We start from the raw sequence: 23,505 nt of genomic DNA, 5'->3' as shown, positions 1-23,505 counted from the left end.
GGGCAATCCATGGATTGCCCGATCCCCTTTATGATTTCTATTCAGCCACCACAATACCCGGCAGCGCGTTTATCTCCTCGTTACTTAGAGGATCACCGCTAAAGTCGTCCACCCTACGAGCCAAAGCTCCGGTGAAGCCCGCATTATAGTCGAGGGCGACTTCATTGGTGATGTAGTTGTCGCGACTATCGTCATAGGCGAAGTCGTTGGGCTGGTCCGGGCCACCCACCAAGGCCCCATACAAAATGTGCTCGTTAGGATTGGAGCTATTGAGATCGCTGCCTGCCGCGCGATGGTGAGGCTGCTGAGGCGGGTTTTCGCCGAAGCCCACTACGTAGCTGGCATTGCGGGGATTATCACCCAATAAATAGTCAATGGTCGTCTCGGCCAGAGCATCGTACTGTCCTGTCGGATCTCCAACAGTGTCCGCATAAACGCCGGCTACAAAAGCTGTATTAGCAGCAAGGCGATTGGAACCCCACTGGTCGATCCAGCGCAGCCCTCCATCCGTAATTTGCACACCATCAGTACCATTCACCCATGCATTCAACCAGCCTTCAACATCCTGTTGGTAGCGTTGATTACCAGTTTCCTGGGCTAGTAGTGTTGCCACCCCGTAAGACTTGTTATCCCAGTTTTGGGTCCAGCCGTTGGTAAGGCCGCCGATTTGATTTTGGTAAATCGATTCCGCTTGCTGTAAGTAAGACGCTTCTCCCGTTGCCTTATAAAGCCAAGCTGCTCCCCAGGCTAGCTCATCGTGATAGCCGCTCCAGGAATTGTAGAAACTCTGAGCGTTGGGGATTGCGTCGGAGTACTTGCCTCGATAGGTATCGGCAAAGTCGAATAGCTGCTCAGCGTTTGTCAACAGCTCGTCGGCATAAGCTTCGTCAAAGGGGCGGAAGACAATTGACGCAGCGGCCAGCGAGGCAGCGGTCTCTGCGGCAAGATCCGTACCCGGATTTTGGCGATCGATCTTGAAGGATGGACGCTGCATGGTCATTGCTTCAGGAGCGCCCCAGAAGCTGTGGTCAACGTGGCCGTCGCCTACCTGTCCCCAGAATTCTTGGGTGCCGTTGCCATCAGTGACATGGGCCTTGAGCATATAGTCCGTGCCCCATTTGATGGCATTCAGGGCTTCATCGAGCTGCCCGATTTGCTGATAAGCGTCGCCATATTCCTCGACGCCCCAGCTCAGCATTGTCATCGAAGCGGCCATCGGGAAGCCAAACTTCACGTGGTCGCCTGCATCATAGTAGCCACCAGACAGGTCTCTGCCCACGTCTGCCCCGTCATCAACAGCCGAATCGCCTCGCCATTCGATGCGATTATCGTCAGGTAATGGTCCCGATCGCTGCGCCTCGTAGAACAGAAAGGATTTTTGCAGCGCTTCAGCATAGTTGAATTGCCCCGTAGACGGAGTGCTGATGTCAGGATCAGGGGTTGGTTCTGGCTCTGGAATTGGGTCGGGGTCAGGCACTGGGTCGGGGATTGGATCAGGCGTTGGCTCAGGATCAGGTTGGGGCGTTGGTAGCGGGTCAACTGCCCCGAGGCCATCGACCCTAAGATTGTTCACCTCGGGAATGGTCCCCGGTTCCTTGTGGCCACTGAAGCCGACTGAAATTTGACCGCCGGGAGCCAGAGTATCATTCCATGACTTGCTATCAATGACGTAGCGATCGCCGTCATCACTCTGGATGCGCCCTCCCCAAAGATTCGCGATCGTGAAAGGTGCATCGAAAGAGAGCTGCGACCAATCCAAGGATTCAGTACCCGTGTTGGTAATGATGATTTGGGCAGTAAACCCAACTCCCCAGTCGCTATTCACGACAAAGTCAACTGTGTACATAGAGATCTTTTTCCGGAATATTGCATTACCAGTGATGCCCAGATTCCAAGATGTGAGGCTTCAGCTAGCTAGTACCGCTACGCGGAATTCAAAATGCAAAATTTAGAATTCAAAATTAAGGCAGATAAGCTTTCCCAGTATTTTGAAGGGTGAGCCTATTTCTGCCGTAGAGTAATAGCTTCAGGCCTCTGGCAAAACGGGACAGTCTAAACCAGGTGATAAACAGCCCCTTTTCAAGGGCGACGGCGACAACGGGGGGATTCAATCAACCGCCTAAAATTGAGTTTCTAAAGACCCGTACCGCTACGTGGAATTCAAAATGCAAAATACTCTTCTCTTCGAGAACGCCAAAGGCAAACGAGAAGAGCGAAGCTCTACAAAATTCAAAACTAAGGGGGATAAGCTTCCTCAGGGTTTTGAAGGGTGAGCCTATTGCTGCCGTAGCGCGCTAGATTGCTTCAGCGTTGGTCAATAAATGATTGAGCAACCCAGAATGATTTGTTAGTCCTGAGTGATTTGACTGTCTCGATAATTTTTAATGTTGGGGACAAGACCTGTAGGTAGCGAGTGGCAAACACCCTTCTCCTATGAAGAAAAAATAACCCTCATGTTCCCAGAAAGGTTCATTTTCGAGATTTCTGGAATTTACTGGAGCCGGAGAGCTTACCCATTGCTGCTTGACATTGCCACAGCACTATCAAGTGTTTCAGCTGTTCTTCCATCAATGTTATTGATCTGCTGAGTGGAATTCTGGCATTCTCGATAGGTCCACGCCATTGACTCCAAGGCATTCGGTATGAAATATCGATAAACTCGTCCCTCTTTTCCGGGTATAGGGCATCACCGTCTGGTTATTGGAATGGTAGATGCACCCTGATTCCAAATCCCGTGGCCCCGGCTACGGGATTTTTTTTATCAAAACTGATTTATGGCTTTAGCCATTTAGGAGATTTCCAGGAAAGCATTTACCGCTGGTAGGGTGTCACTAGCACGGCGTAATGCACCACAGCCGTTTTTTATTTTCAGAACCTAGCTCACCCAATAGCATCTAGTATTGCTGCGCGGAATTCAAAATGCAAAATTCAGAATACTCTGCGAGAAGAGCAAAGCTCTACACAACTAAGGCGGATACACTTTCCCAGAGTTTTGAAGCCGTCGTGTACTAGGTGCTTAGCGCGTTGCCAGCTGACTCGCCGTCTTATCTCAACAGGACTGGCGACTGCATACCTCATAAAAAGATGAAAGCAGAGTGTATTAAATCCACTCTCTGCACAGTGGGCATTCTGGCGTTCTCAACGGTTCCAGCCCATTGACTTCCTTTTTGGGTATGAAATATCGATGAACTCACCCCTCTTTTCCGGGTATAGGGGACGATCGCCTGGTTATTGGAATGGTAGATGCACCCTGATTCCAAATCCCGTAGCCTTGGCTGCGGGATTTTTTTGCTACTCGGCTCGTTCTGCTAATTCCATCCAGCGTTCTGTGGCCTGATCGATCGCCCCTGTCAGTTCTGCCAACCGCTCCGATAGCTTTTGCATTTCACTGTAATCATTGGGAGCATCCTGATAAAGCGTCTTCTCTAGGTCTTCTTTTTCAGCTTCTAGCTCGGGAATCTCCGATTCAAGCCGCTCATACTCCCGCTTCTCTTTATAAGACAGCTTTTTAAAGGATGGTTTTGTTGCAGAGGGAGAAGGGTGTTCTTCATCGGCCTTGTCTGCTGGACGATCGCGACTCTCCGACTTTGGATTACGGTCCTCCAACTTCTGTTCAGCTTCCCGCTCTTGGCGATAATCTGCATAGACCGAATAATTGCCGGGATATTGACGAATGTGTCCGGCTCCTTCGAAGGCAAACACTCGATCAATGGTTCGGTCCAAAAAGTAGCGATCGTGAGACACCACAATCACACAACCATTGAACTCTTCCAGGTACTCCTCCAAAATCGCCAGGGTCTGCACGTCTAGATCATTGGTCGGTTCGTCCAAGATCAAAACATTGGGAGCCTGCATCAATACCTGCAGCAGAAAGAGCCGTCGCCGTTCTCCCCCAGACAGCTTTTGAATTGGGGCATATTGCTGATTGGGCGGAAAGAGAAATCGCTCCAACATCTGAGATGCTGTGATGACGCTGCCATCAGCAGTCTTGACGAGTTCTGCCGTTTCTTTGAGGTAATCAATGACCCGCTGGTTCGGATTCTTGATGACGTCCTCAGAATGCTGGTCGAAATACCCGAAGTGAATGGTATCGCCGATATCAATTTTGCCGGTGTCTGGCTGTTCCCGTCCGGTGATGAGGTTCATCAGGGTAGATTTGCCGACACCGTTTGGGCCGATAATGCCAACCCGATCAGTGGGATCAAACGTATAAGTGAAATCCTGAATTAGGGTGCGATCGCCGTATCCCTTCGTGACGTCCTCAATCTCAATAACTTTTTTCCCAATGCGTCGTCCAGCAGTGGAAATATCAACTTTGCCCAAGGACTCCTTGAAGTCTCGGTTCTGCATCTCATCAATGCGCTGAATCCGAGCTTTCTGTTTCGTGCTGCGGGCTTTGGGACCTCGCTTGAGCCATTCCAACTCTCGTCGCAAAACCCCTGCGTGCTTTTTCCGCGTGCTCACTTCAGAGGTTTCAGCCTCAGCCTTTTTCTCCAAGTAGTAGCTGTAGTTGCCGGAATAGCCATACAAATCGCCCCGATCCACTTCCAGAATACGATTGGTCACCTGATCCAAAAAGTAGCGATCGTGGGTAATCAGCAATAGGGCACCCCGAAACCCATTCAAATAACTCTGGAGCCATTCCACCGATTCGGCATCCAAGTGGTTCGTCGGCTCGTCCATCAACAGCGCGTCTGGACTGGAGAGCAAAGCCGCCGCAATGGCAATCCGCTTTCGGTAACCGCCTGACAAATCGCCTACACGAGCATCGAAATCTTTGATGCCTAGCTTGCTGAGAATCACCTTAGCGCTAGTTTCAAGATCCCAAGCCCCTAACGCTTCGATTTGTTCTGTCACCCGTGAAAGCTGAGACATCAAGGCATCCATGTCTCCCTGTCCCTGTTCCATCTGGTGAGAAATATCTTCGTACTCGCGGATGAGCGCCATCTGTTCACCCGCATCGGCAAAAACTTGTTCTAAAACGGTGCGATCGCCCTCAATGTCAGGCTGTTGAGGCAGGTAGACAATCTTCGCACCCGAGTTGCGCCAGATATCCCCTTCATCAATAGGCTCTAGTCCTGCAATCATTTTCAGCAGCGTGGATTTACCAGAGCCGTTTGTTCCAATCAAACCGACTTTGTCCCCTTCGTCCAAGCTAAAGCTGGCATCACGCAAAATCTCTTTGATGCCGAAATCTTTTTTGACAGACTTTAACGTTAAAAGGGTCATAACCTGCCTATAGGTGTCCAGTCCCCTAGTTTAGCGCTGGAATTCTTGGAGAGAGTGACATCCTCTGCAAAGCCGCTATTCTTCTTTTATGGCAGCCGCTAGCGAGGGAGTTTTAATTCCAAATAGGTTGCGATCGTCGTCGGATTCGTCTGCCATCGCAGATAACACGTCTTCCGCATTTGCATGACGAGCAACCCTAATGGCTTCCAGCGCTTCTTTAACAACCACAGCTACAGGAACCGCCACGATAATTCCCAGCAGCCCTCCCACACGAGCACCAGAAAGTAAAGCGATAAAGACCCAAAATGGATTCAACCCAGTGAAACTTCCCAAAACTCTGGGAGCAATCACATTCTCGACAAGCTGCTGCACCAGGACAGACGCAATCAGCATCTTGACCGCTACGCTGATGTCTCGCAGTGCTACCAGAAGCGTGACGATGACAATACTGACCGTACCCCCAAAGGGAATCAAGGCTGCTAAACCTACGGTGCTGCCGAATAAAAGCCCAAAGGGAACCTGTAGAAACAGATAAACAACCGTCAGAATAATGCCCATCAAAGAGGCTACGATGAATTGCCCTAAGAAGTAGTTACGAAAGCTCAATCGTAGGGTTTCAGAGAAAAGCTGTTGAATTCGATCAGGCAGCCAGCCGACAATGCCATCCCAGACTTCATCACCATGCTGCAGTAGATAGAAGGTCAAAACAACGGTCAGAACCACATCCAGTAGCTTGTTTGCCGTGAAGATAGCAACGCCAAAAGTTAGGTTTAGTGCCTCCCCGGCTATCTGCTCAAACCGTACCTTCAAGCGATCATTAACCTGAGCAATTAAGCCATCCAGGTTAAACGGTAGCCCCCAGTTCTCAAACCGACCGTCTAGCGTCAAAAGCTGCCCTTTACCTGAATCGAACCATTCGGGAAGCTTTGTGACCAGTTGCTCGGCTTGCTCGACCACCAGCGGCAGAATCGTGATCCCTAAAGTTATCAATATGACGACTGCGCTCAGCAAGACCAAAATTGAGGAAACGCCTTGCTTGACTCCCAGACGCTTCAGCCACCCAGTGGGGTAACTCAGCAGGAACGCCAGTAGTGATGCCACAATAACTGACACCAAAATTTCGTGAAAATAATCAAAAATCTGAGCGATCGCCCAGACATTCAATATCAGCAATGGGGCCGCCAACAGCAACATCAGCGTCCGTGCAAACGCTCCCAACGACTGCCACCAGCGAGTAATCCAGCTTTGTTCTTGGAGTTCAGATGTTTGAGTCATGGTCTGACCATAAAGCCGATAAGAACTGTCCTTAGTCTATTGTGAAGGAAATTAGATTGGGATCAATCGATAGGGTTTGAATCGCTAATAATCCACCGAATTACATAGGGATACAGCGTATCGGTCTGATTTGAATATTTCCGAACAACTCGATAGGTTGTTGCGAGAATGCCACTCTTATCTGGATCTGTTATCCCGATGCCCTTCTACAGTCGCCCCAAACGTCTCTGGCTGTTCATAATCGCGATCGCCTGTGCGCTCGTCATCATTCTGGTGGATTGGCGATTTATCGTCCGTGCCGTCACTTATCCTGACCAACCCATCATGGCGGTGGACTGGTACCAACCTCAAGCCCTAGTCGCTGGGCAACCGCTAGATCCCTTGCCAATCAGCGAATCGTCTCAGTCGCCCCAGTTCGAGGAAGCGCTACAGCAGATTTCTCGCTATGCCGCTGAGCGAAATTCAACCGGGTTGCTGGTGATGCATCGGGGCAAAATTGTGCTGGAGCAATACTGGCAGGGATATGACGAAACGTCTGCTTTCAACGCCATGTCAATGTCGAAAAGCATTGTGGGGGTGCTGATCGGTCAGGCGATCGCAGAGGGATTCATCACATCCTTAGACGACCCGGCTGCTCAATATCTGCCTGAATGGCGGCAGGACGATCGCGCCACAATGACGCTGCGAGATCTGATTGATATGCAATCAGGGCTTCGTAACGAGCGCAGCACAACCAGCGTGACCTCTGATCTGGTACAGCTCTACATGGGTTCTGACATTGAAAAAACCGCGCTGAACATTCCGCTGGTCAATGCGCCTGGAGAAGCTTTTAGCTATAACAACGTCAACAGTCAGGTGCTCGCGATTGTTTTGCAAAGAGCGACGGGTATGTCCTATGCCGACTATTTGTCGTCGCGGCTCTGGCAGCCACTGAGAGCAGGTAATGCCGGAGTATGGCTTGACCGACCCAATGGCTCTGCCAAAACCTTTTGCTGTCTGTTTGCAACAGTACGCGACTGGGCCAGAGTAGGACAAATGCTTCTGTCTCAAGGCCGATTTAACGATATTCAAATTGTCCCCGCCGAGTGGATTCAGGACATGTTAATTCCGTCTCCACTCGAAGACACCTTTGGCAAACATATTTGGGTCAAGGCCCGCATTCCCGGCTTAGCCAACGTAGAGCAAGCTGCAACGGTGCCTTATTTAGCAGGTGACACCTTTTATTTGGATGGTCGCGACCTCCAGCGAGTTTTTATCGTTCCGTCTCAATCTTTGGTCATTGTCCGCGCAGGTGAACATCCACCAACCTGGGACGACTCCGTGATTCCTAACACACTGGTAAAAGCGCTTACGAATTCGTAAGCAAAAGCCATAGGAAAGCTCTAGAAGAGATTGAATACATCCGTGAATTCATGTCCTTGTATTTATTGAATCCCTGAAAATTCTCGCGTTCAGGCTTTCAATAACATCCGTCAAAGTTCAGCACTTTTAACCGATATTGATAGTAATTACTGAATTTTTAGGTCCAGAAAAGGCGTCTTCATGATTTTCTCTAAAGAGATTTCACACAAGAAAGAATCCCTGAAATTACAGTAAAAATGTAGTATTGTTCACTTCCAAAAGCCGAAAATCCTTTCTGAACAAGACTTTACCAGATAGACCCTAGTAAAAATTACAAGTCTAGATGACGTCATACTTTTGCTATTGTTCCAAGTTTTTCTTAAATACAAGATTGGATAGATCCTCGGAGGTTTCCTCATATGGAATCTGAGATTCTATTGGTAGAGAGCAAAGGTTTTGATATCACGCTTTCAGGCACCCTTTAATCAAGTCCATTCGAAAGCAGTATTTTATCGCTATCGAATAAAAAGCTGAGCCTGCTGAGGCAATGTTTGCAAGCAATCTTGTTCGTCTTTGAAATCAAAAAAAGGTTTTTGGAAATTCTTCTAGAAGGTACCTTAAAGGTTGAATTTGTTATCTCAATCAAAGTCAAATGCAATTAAAAATTGTCTTTAATGCAAAATCGAGATACCTAAAATACATAACTGTTTCGCCAAACGTAACTTTTTGAACCTTTAATACATCCATCAAAAGTCTTCCTGGCTTACCTTTCAGACTTTTAAATCTCAGTTTTAGATTTTTCGAATTTAAAAAACAGAAAGCAAGACTGACAGCAATTTGAACAATTTTAAATTTTGAGCAATAGGCATTATGCTTAACAGCTGATGCTGCCTAATTTTCCTGTTTTGGAAAATAATTTCAACTTTAATTTGGTGCAGATTGATTGTCTATTGCATCTACTTTAACGATCGCAAAAACAGATTTTTGGAGTAATAGACCATGAACAATACGACTGAATTCATTCAGGAAGTTGTTAGGTTGACCAATGAATATAGAGCTGACAATGGGCTTTGGGCACTTTCTTTTGATGATGACCTAGCAGAAGCGGCTCAGACTCATTCTGAGAATATGGCTGAGCAAGATTTCTTTAGTCATAAAGGTAAGGACAATACGAGATCTTGGGATCGAGCCAGAGCAGCAGGATATGAAACTGGCATGGTGGGAGAAAATATTGCTGCTGGGTATGTTTCACCCCAGTCTGTTGTCGATGCCTGGATTAAAAGCGATGGTCATCGTGCCAACCTACTCAACGAACATTTCAATGAAATTGGAGTGGGTTACTTTTATCTAGAGGATGATACCGGTGAGGTCAACTATAAAACTTACTGGGCGCAGGTTTTTGGAAAAGGAGAAATTGAAACGACAGCCAATGAATTGGCTTCTGGAGGAGCTTCTGGAGGAGCTTCAATAGACTCATTTGATCCATATCAATACGCTGCATCTAATCCAGATATCTTGCAGGTATACGGATTTGACCCTGCTGCTTGGAGGCAGCACTACAAAACTTTTGGAGAAGCAGAAGGTCGCCACTTTGATCGTTTCGACGTTGCTGGATATTTGGCTTCTAATACCGATTTACTCGACGTTGTGGGTTTTGACTTGCAGGCTGGGGTAGAACACTACACTCAACACGGTTTTTTTGAAGGGCGCTCAACGGATCACTTTCAGGAGTCTCAATACCTCGCGTCCTATGACGACCTGATAGAAAATTTTGGCTATGACCTAGAAGCTGCTACCCAGCACTTCATTCAGTGGGGACACTTCGAAGGTCGCACCAAGGACAGTTTTGATGAAGCCTTGTACCTTGCGTCTAACAGTGACTTGATTGCGTATTTTGGCTATGCGCTTGAGGCTGTCACTCAACACTACATTCAGCATGGAATGACTGAAAACCGTTCCACAGCATCCTTTGATCCGATCAGTTATTTGAACAAGTATGGTGATTTGCAAGCTGCCTTTGGAAATGATCTTGGCGCGGCAACTCAGCACTATATTAATGTCGGTTTCTCTGAGGGACGGAGCTGTCTCTGAAGACTTTCAATTCTGAAGTGCGACGACTTTAAAGCGCTGCAAAGCCGCGCAGTCAGTATTTTAGGGTAAGACAAAGACGCTGCCAATTTCCATGTCCATAGGGCTGAAAATCAACAACGCCTTGTCGCTACGCAAGACTTGCTTCGTCGTCCTTTCCCAAGCTTCTGCGTAAGCTATTCGTATAGCCAACCTTTGACAGCAGGATCCCAGCTAGCAAGTTCTGCCTCCTGGAACCAGAGAGCAATTTCACTCTGAGCTGTTTCAATAGCGTCAGAACCGTGAATGAGGTTGCGGCCAATCGTAATACCAAAATCACCCCGAATTGTGCCAGGAGCTGAAGAAATTGGATTGGTAGCACCAATGATTGTTCGGGCAGACGTAACCACGTTGTCGCCTTCCCATACCATTGCAACTACAGGGCTAGACGTAATAAACTCAACCAGACCTGCAAAAAAGGGCTTGTCCTTGTGAACAGCGTAATGCTTCTCTGCTAGTTCACGAGAAACTGCCATCAACTTCATGCCAACTAGCGTAAATCCTTTCTGTTCAAACCGGCCCACAATTTCGCCAACAAGCCCTCGTTGAACTCCATCGGGCTTGATCATAATAAACGTGCGTTCCACAGATATCAGCTCCTAACATGCGGATAACCTTTTCTATGCTGTGTAACAAGAGTCCGTTTGTAAAGACTCCAGGGCAAATAATCATACTTATGTGAGCAGACTTGAAGAGAGAGGGTTTGCTGGCGATCATCGTCCGAGCGATCGCCTCACGATGCTCCAGCTTAATGCTTCTTCACTGGTTACACAGGCGTTGCTCCAAAATTGATGCGACCATTAGAAATGCGTCTGTGCAGCGCTCTGCTGTGCACGATTTAAGCTCTGGCTTACGAATTTCTTTTCATAAATCCTGTTTTGATATCGGTCGTTATCCATCTCCATGACAGTCGCACCCTCACGGTCGAATACCCTTCCCCATTACTCAGCAATCCTGCGTGCCTTAAAGGTCAGTCTTCGGACGGCCCGCCAAACAAACTCCAAGCAAATTGCTAGTTTGTCGTTTCCACTCCCTCAAATTGACCCTCTCGCAATCCTTTTATCGGTCCCTAACGAAGAACAGCGGCAGTGCTATTTTGAATCGCCTTCCCGCAATCAGGCGATCGCAGCCTGGGGTGAATTGATTAGTGAGCATTTCAGTGGGCAGGAGCGTTTTAGGGCTGCTCGTGAATCTCTGAGTGTTTGGCAGAGTCGGGTAAAGTCCTTTTCAGATCTCAAAGAGGGTCCCTATTTTTTTTGCAGCTTTTCGTTCTTTGATACCTTAAGCGCAACATCAGCAGGCTTTGCTCCAGCAACGGTATTACTAACCCGGTGGCAGGTTGTTCGTCAAAGACAGCGATGTTTTCTGGTTATCAATCTGCTGGTTACCCCTTGGACGATGGCAACTCCCCTCGCAAGAGAAACGGCAAGGCAAGTGAGTCAGCTACAGGCGATGCTGCCCGCCAAACACTTGTTGAGTTCACAAGCCTGGAGCAGGGCGTATTCCAGTCCCCAATTGACCCCTCAAGAGGGGCGTGCGTTTCAGCAAAAAGTGAACCGAATTTTGGAGGCGATCCGCTCAAATCAGCTGCAAAAACAAGTAGCTGCTCATACTTTGGATGTTAGCCGTCAAAACAGCTTCGAGAGATTAGTCGCGCTGCCTCGGCTCAGGGCACACTATCCCGACTGCTATATCTTTTCCTTCTCTGGAAAGCGTGGCAGTCATTTTATTGGAGCGAGTCCCGAGCGGCTATTGAGCATTCGTCAGGGTCGCCTGGTGACAGATGCCCTTGCCGGATCTGCTCCACGGGGTCAGACTTCTGCGGAAGATAGTGCGATCGGTCAGCGCCTCTTAAATACACAAAAGGAACAGCGAGAACATCAGTTGGTTCTAGAGTTCATTGTTGAACAGCTTAAGAATAAGGGTCTCTCTCCCCGCTACAGTACACCGCCAGGGCTGTTGCGCTTGTCAAATATTCAGCACTTGCATACCCCCATTTGCAGCGATATTTCTGACCAAATCTCGCCTTTGACGTTAGTGGAAGCGCTGCATCCGACCCCTGCCGTTGCTGGGGTACCGACTGCGGCGGCCTGCGCCTCTATTCTTCAAACGGAATCTTGCGATCGCGGTCTTTACGCAGCTCCTTTTGGATGGGTCGATTCCTATGGCAATAGTGAATTTATCGTGGGTATTCGATCAGCTTTGATCCAAGGTAATCAGGCTCGTCTTTATGCTGGGGCTGGCATTGTTTCAGGGTCTGATCCCAAGACAGAGCTAGCTGAGATTCAGCTTAAGCTTCAAGCATTAGCCGATGCCCTTGGATGACCAGTATGACAGCGGGTACTGATCTGCTGGGTGACACGCTGAGAACACTCAAGAAGGTCGATCGACGACACAAGGGTTAACTATTTGAAGGCATTATGACCTGAACGAAGCTTTTCCTCGCTAACGCATTATTTTGCAGTACATTAGTTAGCACAGGCTTACTCATGCTGTTGTCAGCCCCTTTGACGCCTAATACTTTATGTCTGCCGACCCTGAAGCTCTCTTAAACGATTTAAAGGATCCCGATAGTAACGTTCGCCAAGTGGCTACTGAATCCCTATGGCGACGCTGGTACACCCAGAAGGGAGCCTATGGAGCGCAAATTTTAGTGCAGAGTCAAACAATGTTAGACGAGGGCCAGGTTGAAGAAGCTGAGGCTTTGCTGAGTAAGACGATTAAGGGCATGCCGGACTTTGCTGAAGCCTGGAATCGTCGCGCTGTTCTCTACTATTTACAGCAGCGCTACTGGCAGGCTATTTCTGATTGCGAGCAGGTTTTAGCACTCGTGCCCTATCATTTCGGGGCTTTACACGGTATGGGGCTTTGCCATGCAGGTCTGGGCAATCACGTCGCCGCCATTCAATTTTTTCGTCGGGCACTGGAGGTTCAGCCCTACTCGACACTTAATGAACGTCTGATTCTAGAATGTACTGCAAAACTGAGTTGAGATGAGCGGTCAGGTCAGTGGAGCAAAACTGAAGGCTCAAGCTACATCAAACAACGCCCGCGCTACGCTGGCCTTGAACGCCGAATATTTTCTATACATAACTCCTAATAGACTTAATCTTTCCAGTGTTAGCTGACACAGTTTCACCGTTTGGCACAGGTAAGGTTAACGAATAGTAGAAACAGTTGCACTTGGCCGCAGAGGATTCTATGACAAAGGTGGGTCAACGACGTTTTGCTGCTCTGGTCGGTCTAATACTATCGACCAGTCTAACGGTCATGAGCTGTGCCCAAACCAACGTGCCTACCGCTCCTGACACGATGCCGGAGGCCACCACCACTGAACTCACTGTTTCCGTAGCTGCCAGTGTCCAAGACGTTATGCAAGCAGTGCAGGCGGCTTATCAGGTCGAAGCACCTACGATTTCGATTACCTATAACTTTGGGTCCTCTGGCTCTCTGGCTCAACAGATTATTCAGGGAGCACCCACAGATATTTTCCTCTCCGCATCTCAAAAGTGGATGGATGATGTGGAGGCTAAGGGCCTGATCGAGGAAGATTCACGTCATAATTTGCTACTCAATGCTCTGGTCTTGATTGTGCCGCTGGAGACCACCAAGTTGACCGACTTAAGCGACCTTACCCCTGACAAAGTCAACAGAGTGTCGATTGGTGAACCCGAAAGCGTACCAGCAGGCCGCTATTCCAAAGAAGCATTAGCCTCTTTAGGATTGTTTGACGCTTTGCAACCCAAAATGGTTTTTGGTAAGGATGTGCGGCAAGTCCTCTCTTACGTTGAAACGGGTAATGTGGATGCAGGTCTGGTCTATGCCACGGATGCCAACGTTTCGGAACGGGTGCAGAGAGTGGCAACAATCCCTGCTGAAAGCCATTCGCCTATCGTTTACCCGATCGCGCTGATCGCGGATCGCGAGAATAGTGAAGCGGCCCAAGACTTTGTCGATTTTTTATCGAGTGACACCGCGACTGCCATTTTTGAGGAGTACGGTTTTGCTATGGCCGAATAGCAAGGGTGAGTAGCGAATTTCATGCCTGAAGACTTGACTCCTCTCTGGATTTCGCTAAAGACCGCGATCGCTGCGACCGTTCTGGCGACCGGCTTTGGTATTGTAGTTGCTCGCTGGATGCTAAGCTATCGCGGCAAGGCAAGAGGATTGATTGACGGCATTCTGACACTGCCTCTGGTGTTGCCGCCAACCGTAATCGGTTTTTTGCTGCTACTGCTATTGGGCAAGAACAGTCCTGTTGGGCAGTTGCTCAATCAAGTCGGTATCTCAGTCATTTTCACTTGGGCGGCGGCAGTCATCGCAGCAACAGTGGTGACGTTTCCACTGATGTATAAGACGGTGCTGAGTGCGTTTGAGCAGGTTGACCTAACTTTGATCAACTCTGCCCGGACTTTAGGCGCATCGGAATGGCGAATTTTTTGGCAGATTTTGTTGCCTCTAGCCTGGCCTGGAGTACTAGCAGGAATGGTGCTGGCCTTTGCCCGTGCCCTAGGAGAATTTGGGGCGACACTGATGGTGGGAGGGAGTATTCCCGGCGTAACCCAAACCATCCCAATCGCGATTTTCTTTGCTGCTGAAGCAGGACGGATGGGGGTAGCTCTGGCTTGGGTCCTGCTAATGATTGCCGCTTCCTTAGCGGTTATTGCAGGAATCAACTATGGGAATCGCGGTAAGTCTCACAAGAAAACGGCTGTTAACGAGTGGGTAAAGCGAGGATTCAACTGGGTCTTGTTTCGATCGCTGCAACGAGATCTCTTTAGTCTCTCTGCAGCCAAGAGGCCTTGGCAGAAGAATGCTGCGGTAGACTCTGAGATTAGTTCCGAAAACTATCGAACCGTTTCGGGCACCCAGCATCGTAAAACGGTTGCCCTAGCGGGAAGAACCGCTCGGGAAAAATCAGAGAATAAGTCAGCAGCCGAACCGCTGTTCGTGACTCACTCAACAGCAACGGTTCTCTCTCATCCAGCACCCAATCCGGTCCCAGAGGTATCCCAAGTCAATGCTGAACTGGTCGTAAAGATCGAGAAACAGGTGCCAGGGTTTCATCTCAAGGTGAATTTTGTCACCAATCATGCGCCTCTGGGTCTACTGGGAGCCTCTGGATCGGGTAAAAGCATGACTCTACGATGCATTGCCGGCCTAGAAACCCCTTCCCAAGGTCGTATTGTGCTGAACGGGCGGGTGTTGTTCGACTCGCACAAGCGAATCAATGTACCCAGTCGCGATCGCAAAGTAGGCTTAGTCTTCCAAAACTACGCACTGTTTCCGCACCTCACCGTGGCACAAAACATCGCTTTCGGTTTAGCGAACATGCCCAAACCACAACGGGCGACGGAAGTGATGCGATACTTGGACCAGATTGGCTTGACGGGGCTGGGTGATCGCTATCCTCATCAGCTTTCCGGTGGACAGCAGCAGCGAGTAGCCTTGGCTCGGGCGCTAGCGATTCAGCCTGATATCCTATTGCTCGACGAGCCATTATCCGCTCTTGATACCTACCTCCGCAGCCACATCGAAAAACTACTGGTCGAAGTCCTGTCCCGATATCAAGGCATTACCTTATTTATTACACACAAGCTTGAAGAAGCCTATCGGGTTTGTAGCAACCTACTGGTTCTGTCAAACGGAGAAGTACAGGCAGAAGGTACCAAAGAAGAGATTTTCGAACGACCCCCAACCTTTGAGGTTGCTAAGGTTACCGAGTGCAAGAACTTCTCCCGTGCCCGCCGCCTAGATGATTACCACGTCGAAGCGCTGGACTGGGGTTGCCGTTTGCAAGTCAAAATGCCAATGCCTTCAGAAACGGGATACATTGGACTCCGTGCCCACCATGTTAAGTACTTGCTAGAACCTTGTAGGGGAAATACTTTTCCAGGTTGGTTGGCGATGGTCAGTGAAACTCAGCACCGAGTCACACTCTATATCAAACTCCACAGCGAACCTACCTCACCGCAGGACTATCATCTTCAGGCTGAAATTCATCGGGAAAAATGGGCGTCGTTACAAAAACTGCCCTTTCCCTGGCCGATCTGGCTTGATCCCAATAGTCTCATCACACTGAAGCAGTAGATATATCCCTGTGCAGCTTGGTCAAGTACATCTCAGTGTTTTAAGGGAACAGGGAATGGGGTGCGCTTGATTTAAATGCATGCCGCTATAAGTAGTCTTGAAAGTTTTCAAAGATCCGGTTTCAGAGTCACAAATCTGCACTTGTGAAGATTTTCTGGTGTATTGCACGTCCTAAACTCTGTGATTAAGTGCCGCAAGGAGATAATTGACTTGGTAAGCGCTTATATCCTAGGAATGCTGCTGATTGGCTTGCTATTGCTGACAGTAGGGTGGGGCTCTGAATGGATTGCCCGCCTGCCCCTCTCCTACGCCATTCTTTATCTTGTTGCTGGAATTATTTTAGGACCCTACGGTATTGGCTTAATTCGGCTACAGCCAGATACCCAATTCATTGAACGCTTTACCGAGTTCGTTGTTATTGTTTCTCTCTATAGCTGTGGCCTCAAGATTAGTCGTCCCCTCAGAGTTTCCACCTGGAACTCAACGATTCGACTGATCGGCCTTTTAATGCCGCTGTCCATTTTAGCGATCGCCGCAGTCGGTCACTGGTTGGTACAGCTATCTTGGCCAGCAGCAGTACTTTTAGGAGCTGTATTGGCACCAACGGATCCAGTGCTGGCCTCAGAGGTCCAGTTGGATCATCCTGACGATCCAAACGAATTGCGGTTTGGTCTCACCTCCGAAGGAGGACTCAACGATGCACTGGCGTTTCCCTTCGTGTATTTCGGCTTGCACTGGCTCAACGATCCCAATTGGGACAACTGGTTTCCTCAGTGGGTTGGGATTGATTTGGTGTGGGCAATTGGGGCCGCGATCGTGGTGGGATTCATAGTCGCTAGAGGTGGCATCTTTATCAACCACCATATTCAAAAAGCTAGGGGCGTCGATGAAGTGATGGCGGATCTAGTCGCTGTTGGAGTCATCTTGCTGACTTATGCGCTGACGGAAGTGGTCAACGGTTATGGATTTTTAGCTGTTTTCGTAGCTGGATATGTGGTCAGAAAATACGGTTACTACCCTGAGCAGCAGCAGTCTCAGCTGGAGTTCACCACGCAGATTGAGAAACTCTTGGAAGTCGGTGCAATTTTATTGCTGGGTTCACTATTGCGGGTGGAAGAGATTCTTGAGTTTGGCCCTCAAGCACTCCTTGTGGCAGGGGCTTTGCTGTTTGTGGTTCGGCCCATTATCGCTTGGCTAAGTACGATTGGCAGCAACTTTCGCTCAGCGACCCGACTACTATTCGGCTGGTTTGGCATTCGCGGTATTGGCTCCATCTATTATCTGTCCTATGCCATCAGTGATGGTATCCCGCCCGAAGTATTACCTCAACTCCGCTGGATCGTTTATCTGACGGTACTAGTATCGATCATTATCCACGGTGTCACAGCAACCCCTTTAGTTGAATGGCACGAGCGTCACATCGAGAGCATATGAGGCGCAACAGCAATCGATTCTCATTCAATGAGTTCATCGCATATGCGCCGGAAAGCTTCAGCTGGGTCTTGAGCTTGAGTAATAGGTCTGCCAATGACGAGATAGTCTGCACCTGCTGCGATCGCATGTTTGGGCGTCATAGTTCGCTGTTGATCACCTTTTTGTGCCCAAGTAGGACGCACCCCAGGACAAACAAGAAGCCAGTCGTTGCCACAGCAGCGCCGCAGGAGTTCGGCCTCTTGTGGTGAGCAAACGCTCCCGGCAAGTCCTGCCTGTTGGGAAAGTAGAGCCATCTGTAGGGCGTAGTCGGAGAGTTCCAGCGGGATTTTGAGATCTAAAGCCAGCGATCGAGGGCTAATGCTGGTGAGTACAGTCACAGCAATGAGTTGGGGCAGTGTTTGACTAGCGGCAACTGCACCCTCTTGAGCGGCTTCACAGACAGCTTGTAACGCATCGGCCCCCGCTGTCGCATGAACAGTAATCAGATCAACGCCGTATCGTCCAGCAGCCCGACAAGCGCCTGCCATTGTATTGGGAATGTCGTGAAATTTAAGGTCCAAGAAGATTCTTTTATCGTTGTCTTTGAGATAGGACAGGATATCAGGACCACTGCTAACGAAAAGCTCCAATCCCACTTTCCAAAAGGTAACCTGCGGAATTTTATCGACTAGAGTGCGGGCTTCTCTGAAACTAGCCACATCTAGTGGCACAATAAGACGCTCTTGGGGTGTTACAGAACGGTTCGGCATGAAAAGCGTTGTTCGGCATCGGGGTGTTTCAATAGCATCGCCTACGAGACATGTTCAGACAAGAATTTTTCCTTTAAAGAGTGGGATTGAGGTCTTACTGAATCGAGCAGTCTGTTTTGATAGATTTGCGATTAGCGCGATCGCTGAGAGTTTAAGCCAACATATCCTAGTTGAGTTGCTAGGGGATCAACAACTTTTTTAAGCCGTCGCAGCTGCTTTGTCGTAAGCGGTACCTTCTTAGATTGCGAACCAATTTTTATATCCATCACAGCGGCATTCAAATCAAGATCAAGATAACTAGAAAGTTTATCGATAGAAGGTTCACCCATTAAAAAATCTTCGTACTTAATCAGAAAACCGTTTACCCGATCAACACCTTCCTGAAATCCTTCCAACATCTGCTTCCAATAAGTGCCGAATATCTCTGGATTCAGAACTGGACTATCAGGCCAGCGCATATATAAGCCTCGCCAATTGTGACAGGACTGATAGGCATCATAGGGATTTCGATATAAAAAGAGGAATTTGGCATTGGGAAAGAGCCATTTGAGATAGTAAGCATGTTCAATAGTGAGTCTGACTTCTTTGATGCCCCATCTCTCAAACCCTCTTTCAAGAGCGGGTTTTTCATAGAGCGTTTTATAAAAATTTTGATGAGCGTTCACTAAAGACGGCAGATCCGGATATAGATTGGCCGTCCATCTTCGGGCTAATACTCCTTCACTATTTTTAAAGTTAGAGGAATTGATAAAGTATGAATCTGGCGGATTATCCAATGTGAAAGAACGTAGTGAATCACTTAAGCATTGAATAAAATTTCCTTGATTATAAGGTTCCCCCCACACTAAAATCCGTGTATCTGAATTGACTAATCGCTGTAGAAGCGTTGAGCCGGATCGCCATTCTGTCGAAAAGATAAAAACAGGGCTATCGGGAATATTGGGCGGACGAAAGTTCCAGCGCGATTCAATTTGTGCGATGGCTGTATCGAGGGTTGGAATGTCTGTTTGTTTGACCTCATACCAACGCCGAATGGAGCGCTCTTCTATGAGGGCGTTGGGCAACACCTTTTTGAGCAACGCCTTAATCATGTCTTTTCTGCCAATAGGGACTGCGAAGCGATCGCTTCTAAAGTTCCCCTACTCTAGGTAATAACCCCACATAACCCCACTATCTAAGCTACTGGAAATCCAGTTATTGCTCACTCGTTGACAGAGACACGGTATTCTGAGCGCTCGTTGACCCGCATGTCGAATGGTCCTCCCATCCCCATTGGCGGATAGACGCGAATTTTAGCCAGGGGGCTAGTTTGTGCCAGAAATTCGGCGATCTGGGCCATGCCGTTCAGAACGCGCCAATTGGTTGTAGCATCGGGACAGTGGATGACGAGCATCAGCACTTCAGCGATATTGATTGTCCAACTGCACTCCATCAGTAAGGACTGCATGGAACCGTCGCAAGCTTCAAAGAAATGTTTTCGCATGGACAATTCCAGCCGACGCCGCAGTGTGGCATCTAAATCTGTCGTCGATGCAGGGGGTTGATCGTCTGGAGGGAGAGCAAAAGTCATCGGATTAAGCCTCGGAAAAACGAATTGTCAGATCCTGCCGCCGTTGCGTTCGGCTGCAACGACTATCGCGATCGCCTCTGGAAATACTTGCAGATCAGCATCATCGCCAGCGGGTGCAGGTGTCGTGAAGGTGTAGCAGGGATCACAAATACCGGTATCAAAAACCTGAAGGACCCATTTGTCGGGCAATCCTTCTACCCCCACTTCGACCACATGCCACTCACTACCGGATCGATGAGCAGAGAGCACTGCAAAAAATTCTTGATCGTCCTCCGGAATCTCTAAATCCATCATCAGAAATTCCATCGCTAGTACTTTTGCATCAGTTGCTTGCAGAATCATGGTTATCAATACTCCTACTCAATTTTCTACAGTTGTGGTGCTGTTTTTCGGTCAACTGACTCATCTAAGGTAGTAATTTGTGTAGACTGAGATTGAACGAAGTAAACCCTTCATTGAGAAAATTTGAGTGAGTTCCCAGCATCAATTCAGCCAACGTTCTTAAGACAGTCAATCCATCACCGTGCTTTGTTGGGGGCAGGTCTGTACGTCCTCAGATAAGTTAGTCTCGGGAGCAAGGCTAATCCAAGCATCGATGTCTGCTAGATCAAACCCTGCGGCATAGCGATCGCCGACCTGCAATAAAGGACGACGGATCAAGATAGGGTGTTGAATCATCAAACTCAGTGCTTCACCTGCTGTCAGTTTTTCCGGCTGGAGATTGCCCTGTTTGATGGCTGGGGCCGTTGGATTAAACCAATCAGTCAAGGGGCGATCGCCAAAGAACAACCTTAGGCGATCAGCAGTCCACGGTTCTGTCAAAAGATTATGAACCCGCACAGTATGCCCGGCTATTTGTAGAAGCCTTTTTTGTTTAGCGTTGCCAATGCAGCCGGGCTTCTCGTAGAAGTCAACTGTTGCCATTCTTCACTCCTCCTCATCAGAAGGTGCACTCAGAATATTCAGAAGAATGTCAGCGCCAAATTCCTTAGCATGAAGCTGTTGGACTTGTTCAGCGATGTTTTGCGCTATTTCAAAGTCACCTAGACGAGCTTGTAGCAAACCAGAAGCAGCATACGCACTGATATAAAGGCGCACACAACTATCATCTAATCGTGTCAACAAGATAGGTTTTAGCGTTTGCCAATCCGTTGGCCACTGCTCACGTTCACGAACAGCATCGGCTACAGCAGTCGCCATTTTTAATGCCATTGGAGCATTACTTTTATAGAAGTAGTAGCGATAAGCACTAACAAAAACATCAACCTCAGCGTTTTTAGCGATCGCCTGTTGAATGTAATGATCCGATGCTTGCGAGTCTTCCCAATGCTGGACCGCGGCCAGCAATAGATCCCACGTGGAGACGGGCAAATCACAAGATGGAAATGCCTTCTGTGAAATGGTTTGAGGCATGACAAAGATTGGATATTTTACACAATACCTGAAAACTGAAAGTGCAAAACGCTCCATTTTTTTGAAGCATCATTTTACACAAATTCAATCTAAATCTTGCACACTCTCTATGACATACCGTACCAGAAATCAAGCGCGAAGAACCTTAGGAAATTCAATGTAATCGCCTGAAACAGTTCATAGCAAAACAACAATAAATCTTCAAAGAAAATCGTTTTCTGCTAGTTTCATGGTTTTGCAATACTGTCAGGAGTCGATCACTTAAAAAATCTCGAACCGTAAACTCAGGAACACATCCCTAATTCAAAAAGTCCGCAGTAAACATTTTTGGAATTGAACCCTAAAGAAAGCATGAAAGTGTGTCGTTCTATATAAAATTGCCGGCTTTGGGTTGTTATCCCTAAATCACTCAATCCCGTTAGCTTGTAATGTTTCTAGGCGATCCATAGAGAATATCAATGACTAGCGATCGCTCCATGAAAATCGTCTTCGCACATTTATCAAAGCATTCTTTTCCATGACCTGAAACGCTCTTTTAAATAGAAGCCTTTTGCATATGCCCTACACGATCAAAGATGGTTGTATTGCCTGTGATAGTTGTCGCCCGCTGTGTCCCAACGGAGCGATCAAAGCTAACGACAACGATAAAGATGAGGAAAATAGTTACTGGATCGACCCAACCCTCTGCAATGGCTGTCGAGATTTGGAGGTTCCCCAGTGTGTAGAAGCCTGTGACATTGGCTCACTGACGCCCCTGCAAGCAAAGAAAGGACGTCTCAAAAGTACGCTCTTGCCAGCAGCTATCTCCGATATTTTTCTCAATGGCAAGAATACGCCCTTCGCTTCTTCAATGGCGATGTGGGAAACCTGCACTCTTCTATCGCAGCGCCACAGTTTGCCTTGGCAGACGGATGCAGAAGGCTACTACAGTTACTGTCGCGCAGTTCATCGGGGTCGGGGAGAAATTCGCTTTAGGATAGCAGCGGACCCTGAAGCAAACTCCCCCAACCCTCTAGTCGCCGAGGAGGCCGCCTCAAGAATTGCCAACTCAGATATTCGTGCAGCTTGTGTTCATCTCATTTTTGCGGCTTATGCCATCAACTGTGATCGCCCGTGGGAGGATGTTTTTGTTCTGAACGACCAGCATATTGAGCAGTATCTAGGGCTTGATAAACGCAAAGATCTGACCAAGCTGGAAAAGCTGACGCTGATCAAAGACTTAGTTCATCAATGTTGTCAGATATTGATGACGCTGGACTGGCCTCGTCAGGGGAAAGTTCAATCCTTTGCCTTGAGTGAGCATCTCGTTTGGCAACTGCTAGATACTCAGTACTTTTTTGAGGACGATGCCGAAGGCTACCAACATTTAATTGGGTTGAGCTTTACTGTCCGTGCCGGAACCTGGTCAAAGCATTTTCTCAATAAGCAAGACTATCGTCGGCAAACGGCTTTTTATCAGTACGGTTCTCTGCCACAGTCTCTGCTTTCAGAAGTGATGAGTAATTGGCAGCAACATGAAGGGGCCATGCGCTTGCTTCTGTGGCTCTTGTTCAAACTCCGCTTAGGCGGCGACCACCGGATGACGGTACGAACCCTACTGCGGATCGCCTATGGTGAGGAGCGTCTGACGGAAGCGATTACTATTCGGGGTGCCCACAAGCGTCTTTTGAAAACCTTTGAAGGTGATTTGGAGACCTTGTACTACTACGGTCTCAAGCCCCGCTTCGACCCTGAAACCTATCCGCTTGAAATCCAGCCGCTATGGGCTAGGGTTGCTGATATTCCCGAGGATGCTGATGATGCACTGGAATTTTGGGCCAACGATGCTAACCGGACATTGAGTCTGACCGACACTGCGCCTCGGGATAAATGGCAGCGTTTGCTGAACGCCCGTCTACTCGGCTTCGAGGCTCCTGATGAGTGGCAGCAGAAAGCAAAACGAAGCTCGACTAATCGTCGCCGTCGCAAGTCACTGTCTCAAACAGAGGCTCAAGCTGGACGGCTCTCTGGTAGTACGATCAAAGCGGCTCGTCAACGTCAAAATCTAACCCAACGGGCCTTAGCCGATCTTTTAGGCAAAAGCCAAAGCTGGATTCGCGATGTTGAGAAAGGTCGATTCGGCGTCAATGCTGTTGACCAAGCACTCCTGAGGCAGACGCTAAATCTATAGGAAGCCTTGTGTCAATACGAGAAAGGTGAGTTCCAGCGTTGATAACTCGTGGTGCGAGGAATTTAGGCCCCACAATGCCCCCAAATTGTCGGTATGCTGGCTACAAT

The 23,505-nt window shown here is 48.4% G+C and carries 18 protein-coding genes; 8 read left to right on the top strand and 10 right to left on the bottom strand.

The genetic code is table 11. From position 1 onward, the window contains the following. Positions 1–37: 37 nt before the first annotated feature. The 3 genes from PN498_RS14750 to PN498_RS14740 all read right to left on the bottom strand — a co-directional run bounded on the left by PN498_RS14750 (position 38) and on the right by PN498_RS14740 (position 6,504). Entirely contained in the window at positions 38–1,846 is a 1,809-nt protein-coding gene (locus tag PN498_RS14750; protein WP_272063576.1) for a glycoside hydrolase family 9 protein, read from the bottom strand. A gap of 1,445 nt (positions 1,847–3,291) precedes the next feature. Next, complete coding sequence (locus tag PN498_RS14745) at positions 3,292–5,229, bottom strand: ABC-F family ATP-binding cassette domain-containing protein (protein ID WP_272063575.1); 1,938 nt, start codon at positions 5,227–5,229, stop codon at positions 3,292–3,294. Between the two features lie 75 nt (positions 5,230–5,304). After that, complete coding sequence (locus tag PN498_RS14740) at positions 5,305–6,504, bottom strand: AI-2E family transporter (protein WP_272063574.1); 1,200 nt, start codon at positions 6,502–6,504, stop codon at positions 5,305–5,307. Between the two features lie 198 nt (positions 6,505–6,702). Between PN498_RS14740 and PN498_RS14735 the strand changes: the two genes are divergently transcribed. After that, a complete protein-coding gene (locus PN498_RS14735; protein ID WP_272063573.1) occupies positions 6,703–7,866 on the top strand; it encodes a serine hydrolase domain-containing protein in 1,164 nt (387 codons plus the stop codon). A 978-nt stretch (positions 7,867–8,844) separates the two neighbouring features. Continuing rightward, a complete protein-coding gene (locus PN498_RS14730) occupies positions 8,845–9,936 on the top strand; it encodes a CAP domain-containing protein (RefSeq protein WP_272063572.1) in 1,092 nt (363 codons plus the stop codon). A 173-nt stretch (positions 9,937–10,109) separates the two neighbouring features. Here the strand turns inward: PN498_RS14730 and ndk are convergent, their stop codons facing one another. Then, the gene (gene ndk, locus PN498_RS14725; protein WP_272063571.1) at positions 10,110–10,559 is read right to left on the bottom strand and encodes a nucleoside-diphosphate kinase; all 450 of its coding nucleotides are present in this window, start codon (positions 10,557–10,559) and stop codon (positions 10,110–10,112) included. Between the two features lie 316 nt (positions 10,560–10,875). Here ndk and PN498_RS14720 point away from each other — a divergent pair, with 316 nt between their 5' ends. The 5 genes from PN498_RS14720 (at position 10,876) to PN498_RS14700 (ending at position 17,496) form a co-directional block, all read left to right on the top strand. Next, entirely contained in the window at positions 10,876–12,297 is a 1,422-nt protein-coding gene (locus PN498_RS14720) for an isochorismate synthase (RefSeq protein ID WP_272063570.1), read from the top strand. Between the two features lie 199 nt (positions 12,298–12,496). Then, complete coding sequence (locus PN498_RS14715; protein WP_272063569.1) at positions 12,497–12,964, top strand: tetratricopeptide repeat protein; 468 nt, start codon at positions 12,497–12,499, stop codon at positions 12,962–12,964. Positions 12,965–13,173: 209 nt separating this feature from the next. Beyond that, positions 13,174–13,992, top strand: a complete 819-nt coding sequence (gene modA / locus PN498_RS14710; protein WP_272063568.1) for a molybdate ABC transporter substrate-binding protein — start codon at positions 13,174–13,176, stop codon at positions 13,990–13,992. A gap of 21 nt (positions 13,993–14,013) precedes the next feature. Further along, the gene (gene modB, locus PN498_RS14705) at positions 14,014–16,062 is read left to right on the top strand and encodes a molybdate ABC transporter permease subunit (protein WP_272063567.1); all 2,049 of its coding nucleotides are present in this window, start codon (positions 14,014–14,016) and stop codon (positions 16,060–16,062) included. 210 nt (positions 16,063–16,272) lie between these two features. Beyond that, complete coding sequence (locus PN498_RS14700) at positions 16,273–17,496, top strand: cation:proton antiporter (RefSeq protein WP_272063566.1); 1,224 nt, start codon at positions 16,273–16,275, stop codon at positions 17,494–17,496. 20 nt (positions 17,497–17,516) lie between these two features. Here PN498_RS14700 and pyrF read toward each other — a convergent pair whose 3' ends face one another. From pyrF to PN498_RS14670, 6 genes are all read right to left on the bottom strand, one after another. Further along, a complete protein-coding gene (gene pyrF, locus PN498_RS14695; protein WP_272063565.1) occupies positions 17,517–18,245 on the bottom strand; it encodes an orotidine-5'-phosphate decarboxylase in 729 nt (242 codons plus the stop codon). Positions 18,246–18,376: 131 nt separating this feature from the next. Then, a complete protein-coding gene (locus PN498_RS14690) occupies positions 18,377–19,336 on the bottom strand; it encodes a sulfotransferase (RefSeq protein WP_272063564.1) in 960 nt (319 codons plus the stop codon). A 110-nt stretch (positions 19,337–19,446) separates the two neighbouring features. Next, on the bottom strand, positions 19,447–19,815 hold the full coding sequence (locus PN498_RS14685; protein ID WP_272063563.1) for a hypothetical protein: 369 nt from the start codon (positions 19,813–19,815) through the stop codon (positions 19,447–19,449). A gap of 27 nt (positions 19,816–19,842) precedes the next feature. Continuing rightward, the gene (locus tag PN498_RS14680; RefSeq protein ID WP_272063562.1) at positions 19,843–20,157 is read right to left on the bottom strand and encodes a hypothetical protein; all 315 of its coding nucleotides are present in this window, start codon (positions 20,155–20,157) and stop codon (positions 19,843–19,845) included. 168 nt (positions 20,158–20,325) lie between these two features. Next, positions 20,326–20,739 (bottom strand): ArsC/Spx/MgsR family protein, encoded by a 414-nt coding sequence (locus tag PN498_RS14675; RefSeq protein ID WP_272063561.1) that lies wholly within the window; start codon positions 20,737–20,739, stop codon positions 20,326–20,328. A 3-nt stretch (positions 20,740–20,742) separates the two neighbouring features. After that, positions 20,743–21,228, bottom strand: a complete 486-nt coding sequence (locus PN498_RS14670; RefSeq protein WP_272063560.1) for a hypothetical protein — start codon at positions 21,226–21,228, stop codon at positions 20,743–20,745. A gap of 556 nt (positions 21,229–21,784) precedes the next feature. Between PN498_RS14670 and PN498_RS14665 the strand changes: the two genes are divergently transcribed. Beyond that, positions 21,785–23,398: a helix-turn-helix domain-containing protein gene (locus tag PN498_RS14665; RefSeq protein ID WP_272063559.1), complete on the top strand. Its 1,614-nt coding sequence runs from the start codon at positions 21,785–21,787 to the stop codon at positions 23,396–23,398. Positions 23,399–23,505: the final 107 nt, after the last annotated feature.

Source organism: Oscillatoria sp. CS-180, from assembly GCF_028330965.1.
Lineage (GTDB): Bacteria > Cyanobacteriota > Cyanobacteriia > Phormidesmidales > Phormidesmidaceae > Halomicronema.
This window is presented reverse-complemented; position numbering and strand designations above follow the sequence as displayed.

Bases quoted from the DNA above. Each gene is read 5' to 3' on its own strand.
- PN498_RS14665 (WP_272063559.1), top strand. From the start codon at position 21,785: ATGCCCTACACGATCAAAGATGGTTGTATTGCCTGTGATAGTTGTCGC.
- PN498_RS14730 (WP_272063572.1), top strand. From the start codon at position 8,845: ATGAACAATACGACTGAATTCATTCAGGAAGTTGTTAGGTTGACCAAT.
- PN498_RS14740 (WP_272063574.1), bottom strand. From the start codon at position 6,504: ATGACTCAAACATCTGAACTCCAAGAACAAAGCTGGATTACTCGCTGG.
- PN498_RS14670 (WP_272063560.1), bottom strand. From the start codon at position 21,228: ATGCCTCAAACCATTTCACAGAAGGCATTTCCATCTTGTGATTTGCCC.
- PN498_RS14690 (WP_272063564.1), bottom strand. From the start codon at position 19,336: ATGATTAAGGCGTTGCTCAAAAAGGTGTTGCCCAACGCCCTCATAGAA.
- modA (WP_272063568.1), top strand. From the start codon at position 13,174: ATGACAAAGGTGGGTCAACGACGTTTTGCTGCTCTGGTCGGTCTAATA.
- PN498_RS14735 (WP_272063573.1), top strand. From the start codon at position 6,703: ATGCCCTTCTACAGTCGCCCCAAACGTCTCTGGCTGTTCATAATCGCG.
- PN498_RS14745 (WP_272063575.1), bottom strand. From the start codon at position 5,229: ATGACCCTTTTAACGTTAAAGTCTGTCAAAAAAGATTTCGGCATCAAA.
- PN498_RS14680 (WP_272063562.1), bottom strand. From the start codon at position 20,157: ATGATTCTGCAAGCAACTGATGCAAAAGTACTAGCGATGGAATTTCTG.
- pyrF (WP_272063565.1), bottom strand. From the start codon at position 18,245: ATGCCGAACCGTTCTGTAACACCCCAAGAGCGTCTTATTGTGCCACTA.
- PN498_RS14675 (WP_272063561.1), bottom strand. From the start codon at position 20,739: ATGGCAACAGTTGACTTCTACGAGAAGCCCGGCTGCATTGGCAACGCT.
- PN498_RS14750 (WP_272063576.1), bottom strand. From the start codon at position 1,846: ATGTACACAGTTGACTTTGTCGTGAATAGCGACTGGGGAGTTGGGTTT.
- PN498_RS14685 (WP_272063563.1), bottom strand. From the start codon at position 19,815: ATGACTTTTGCTCTCCCTCCAGACGATCAACCCCCTGCATCGACGACA.
- PN498_RS14720 (WP_272063570.1), top strand. From the start codon at position 10,876: ATGACAGTCGCACCCTCACGGTCGAATACCCTTCCCCATTACTCAGCA.
- PN498_RS14715 (WP_272063569.1), top strand. From the start codon at position 12,497: ATGTCTGCCGACCCTGAAGCTCTCTTAAACGATTTAAAGGATCCCGAT.
- modB (WP_272063567.1), top strand. From the start codon at position 14,014: ATGCCTGAAGACTTGACTCCTCTCTGGATTTCGCTAAAGACCGCGATC.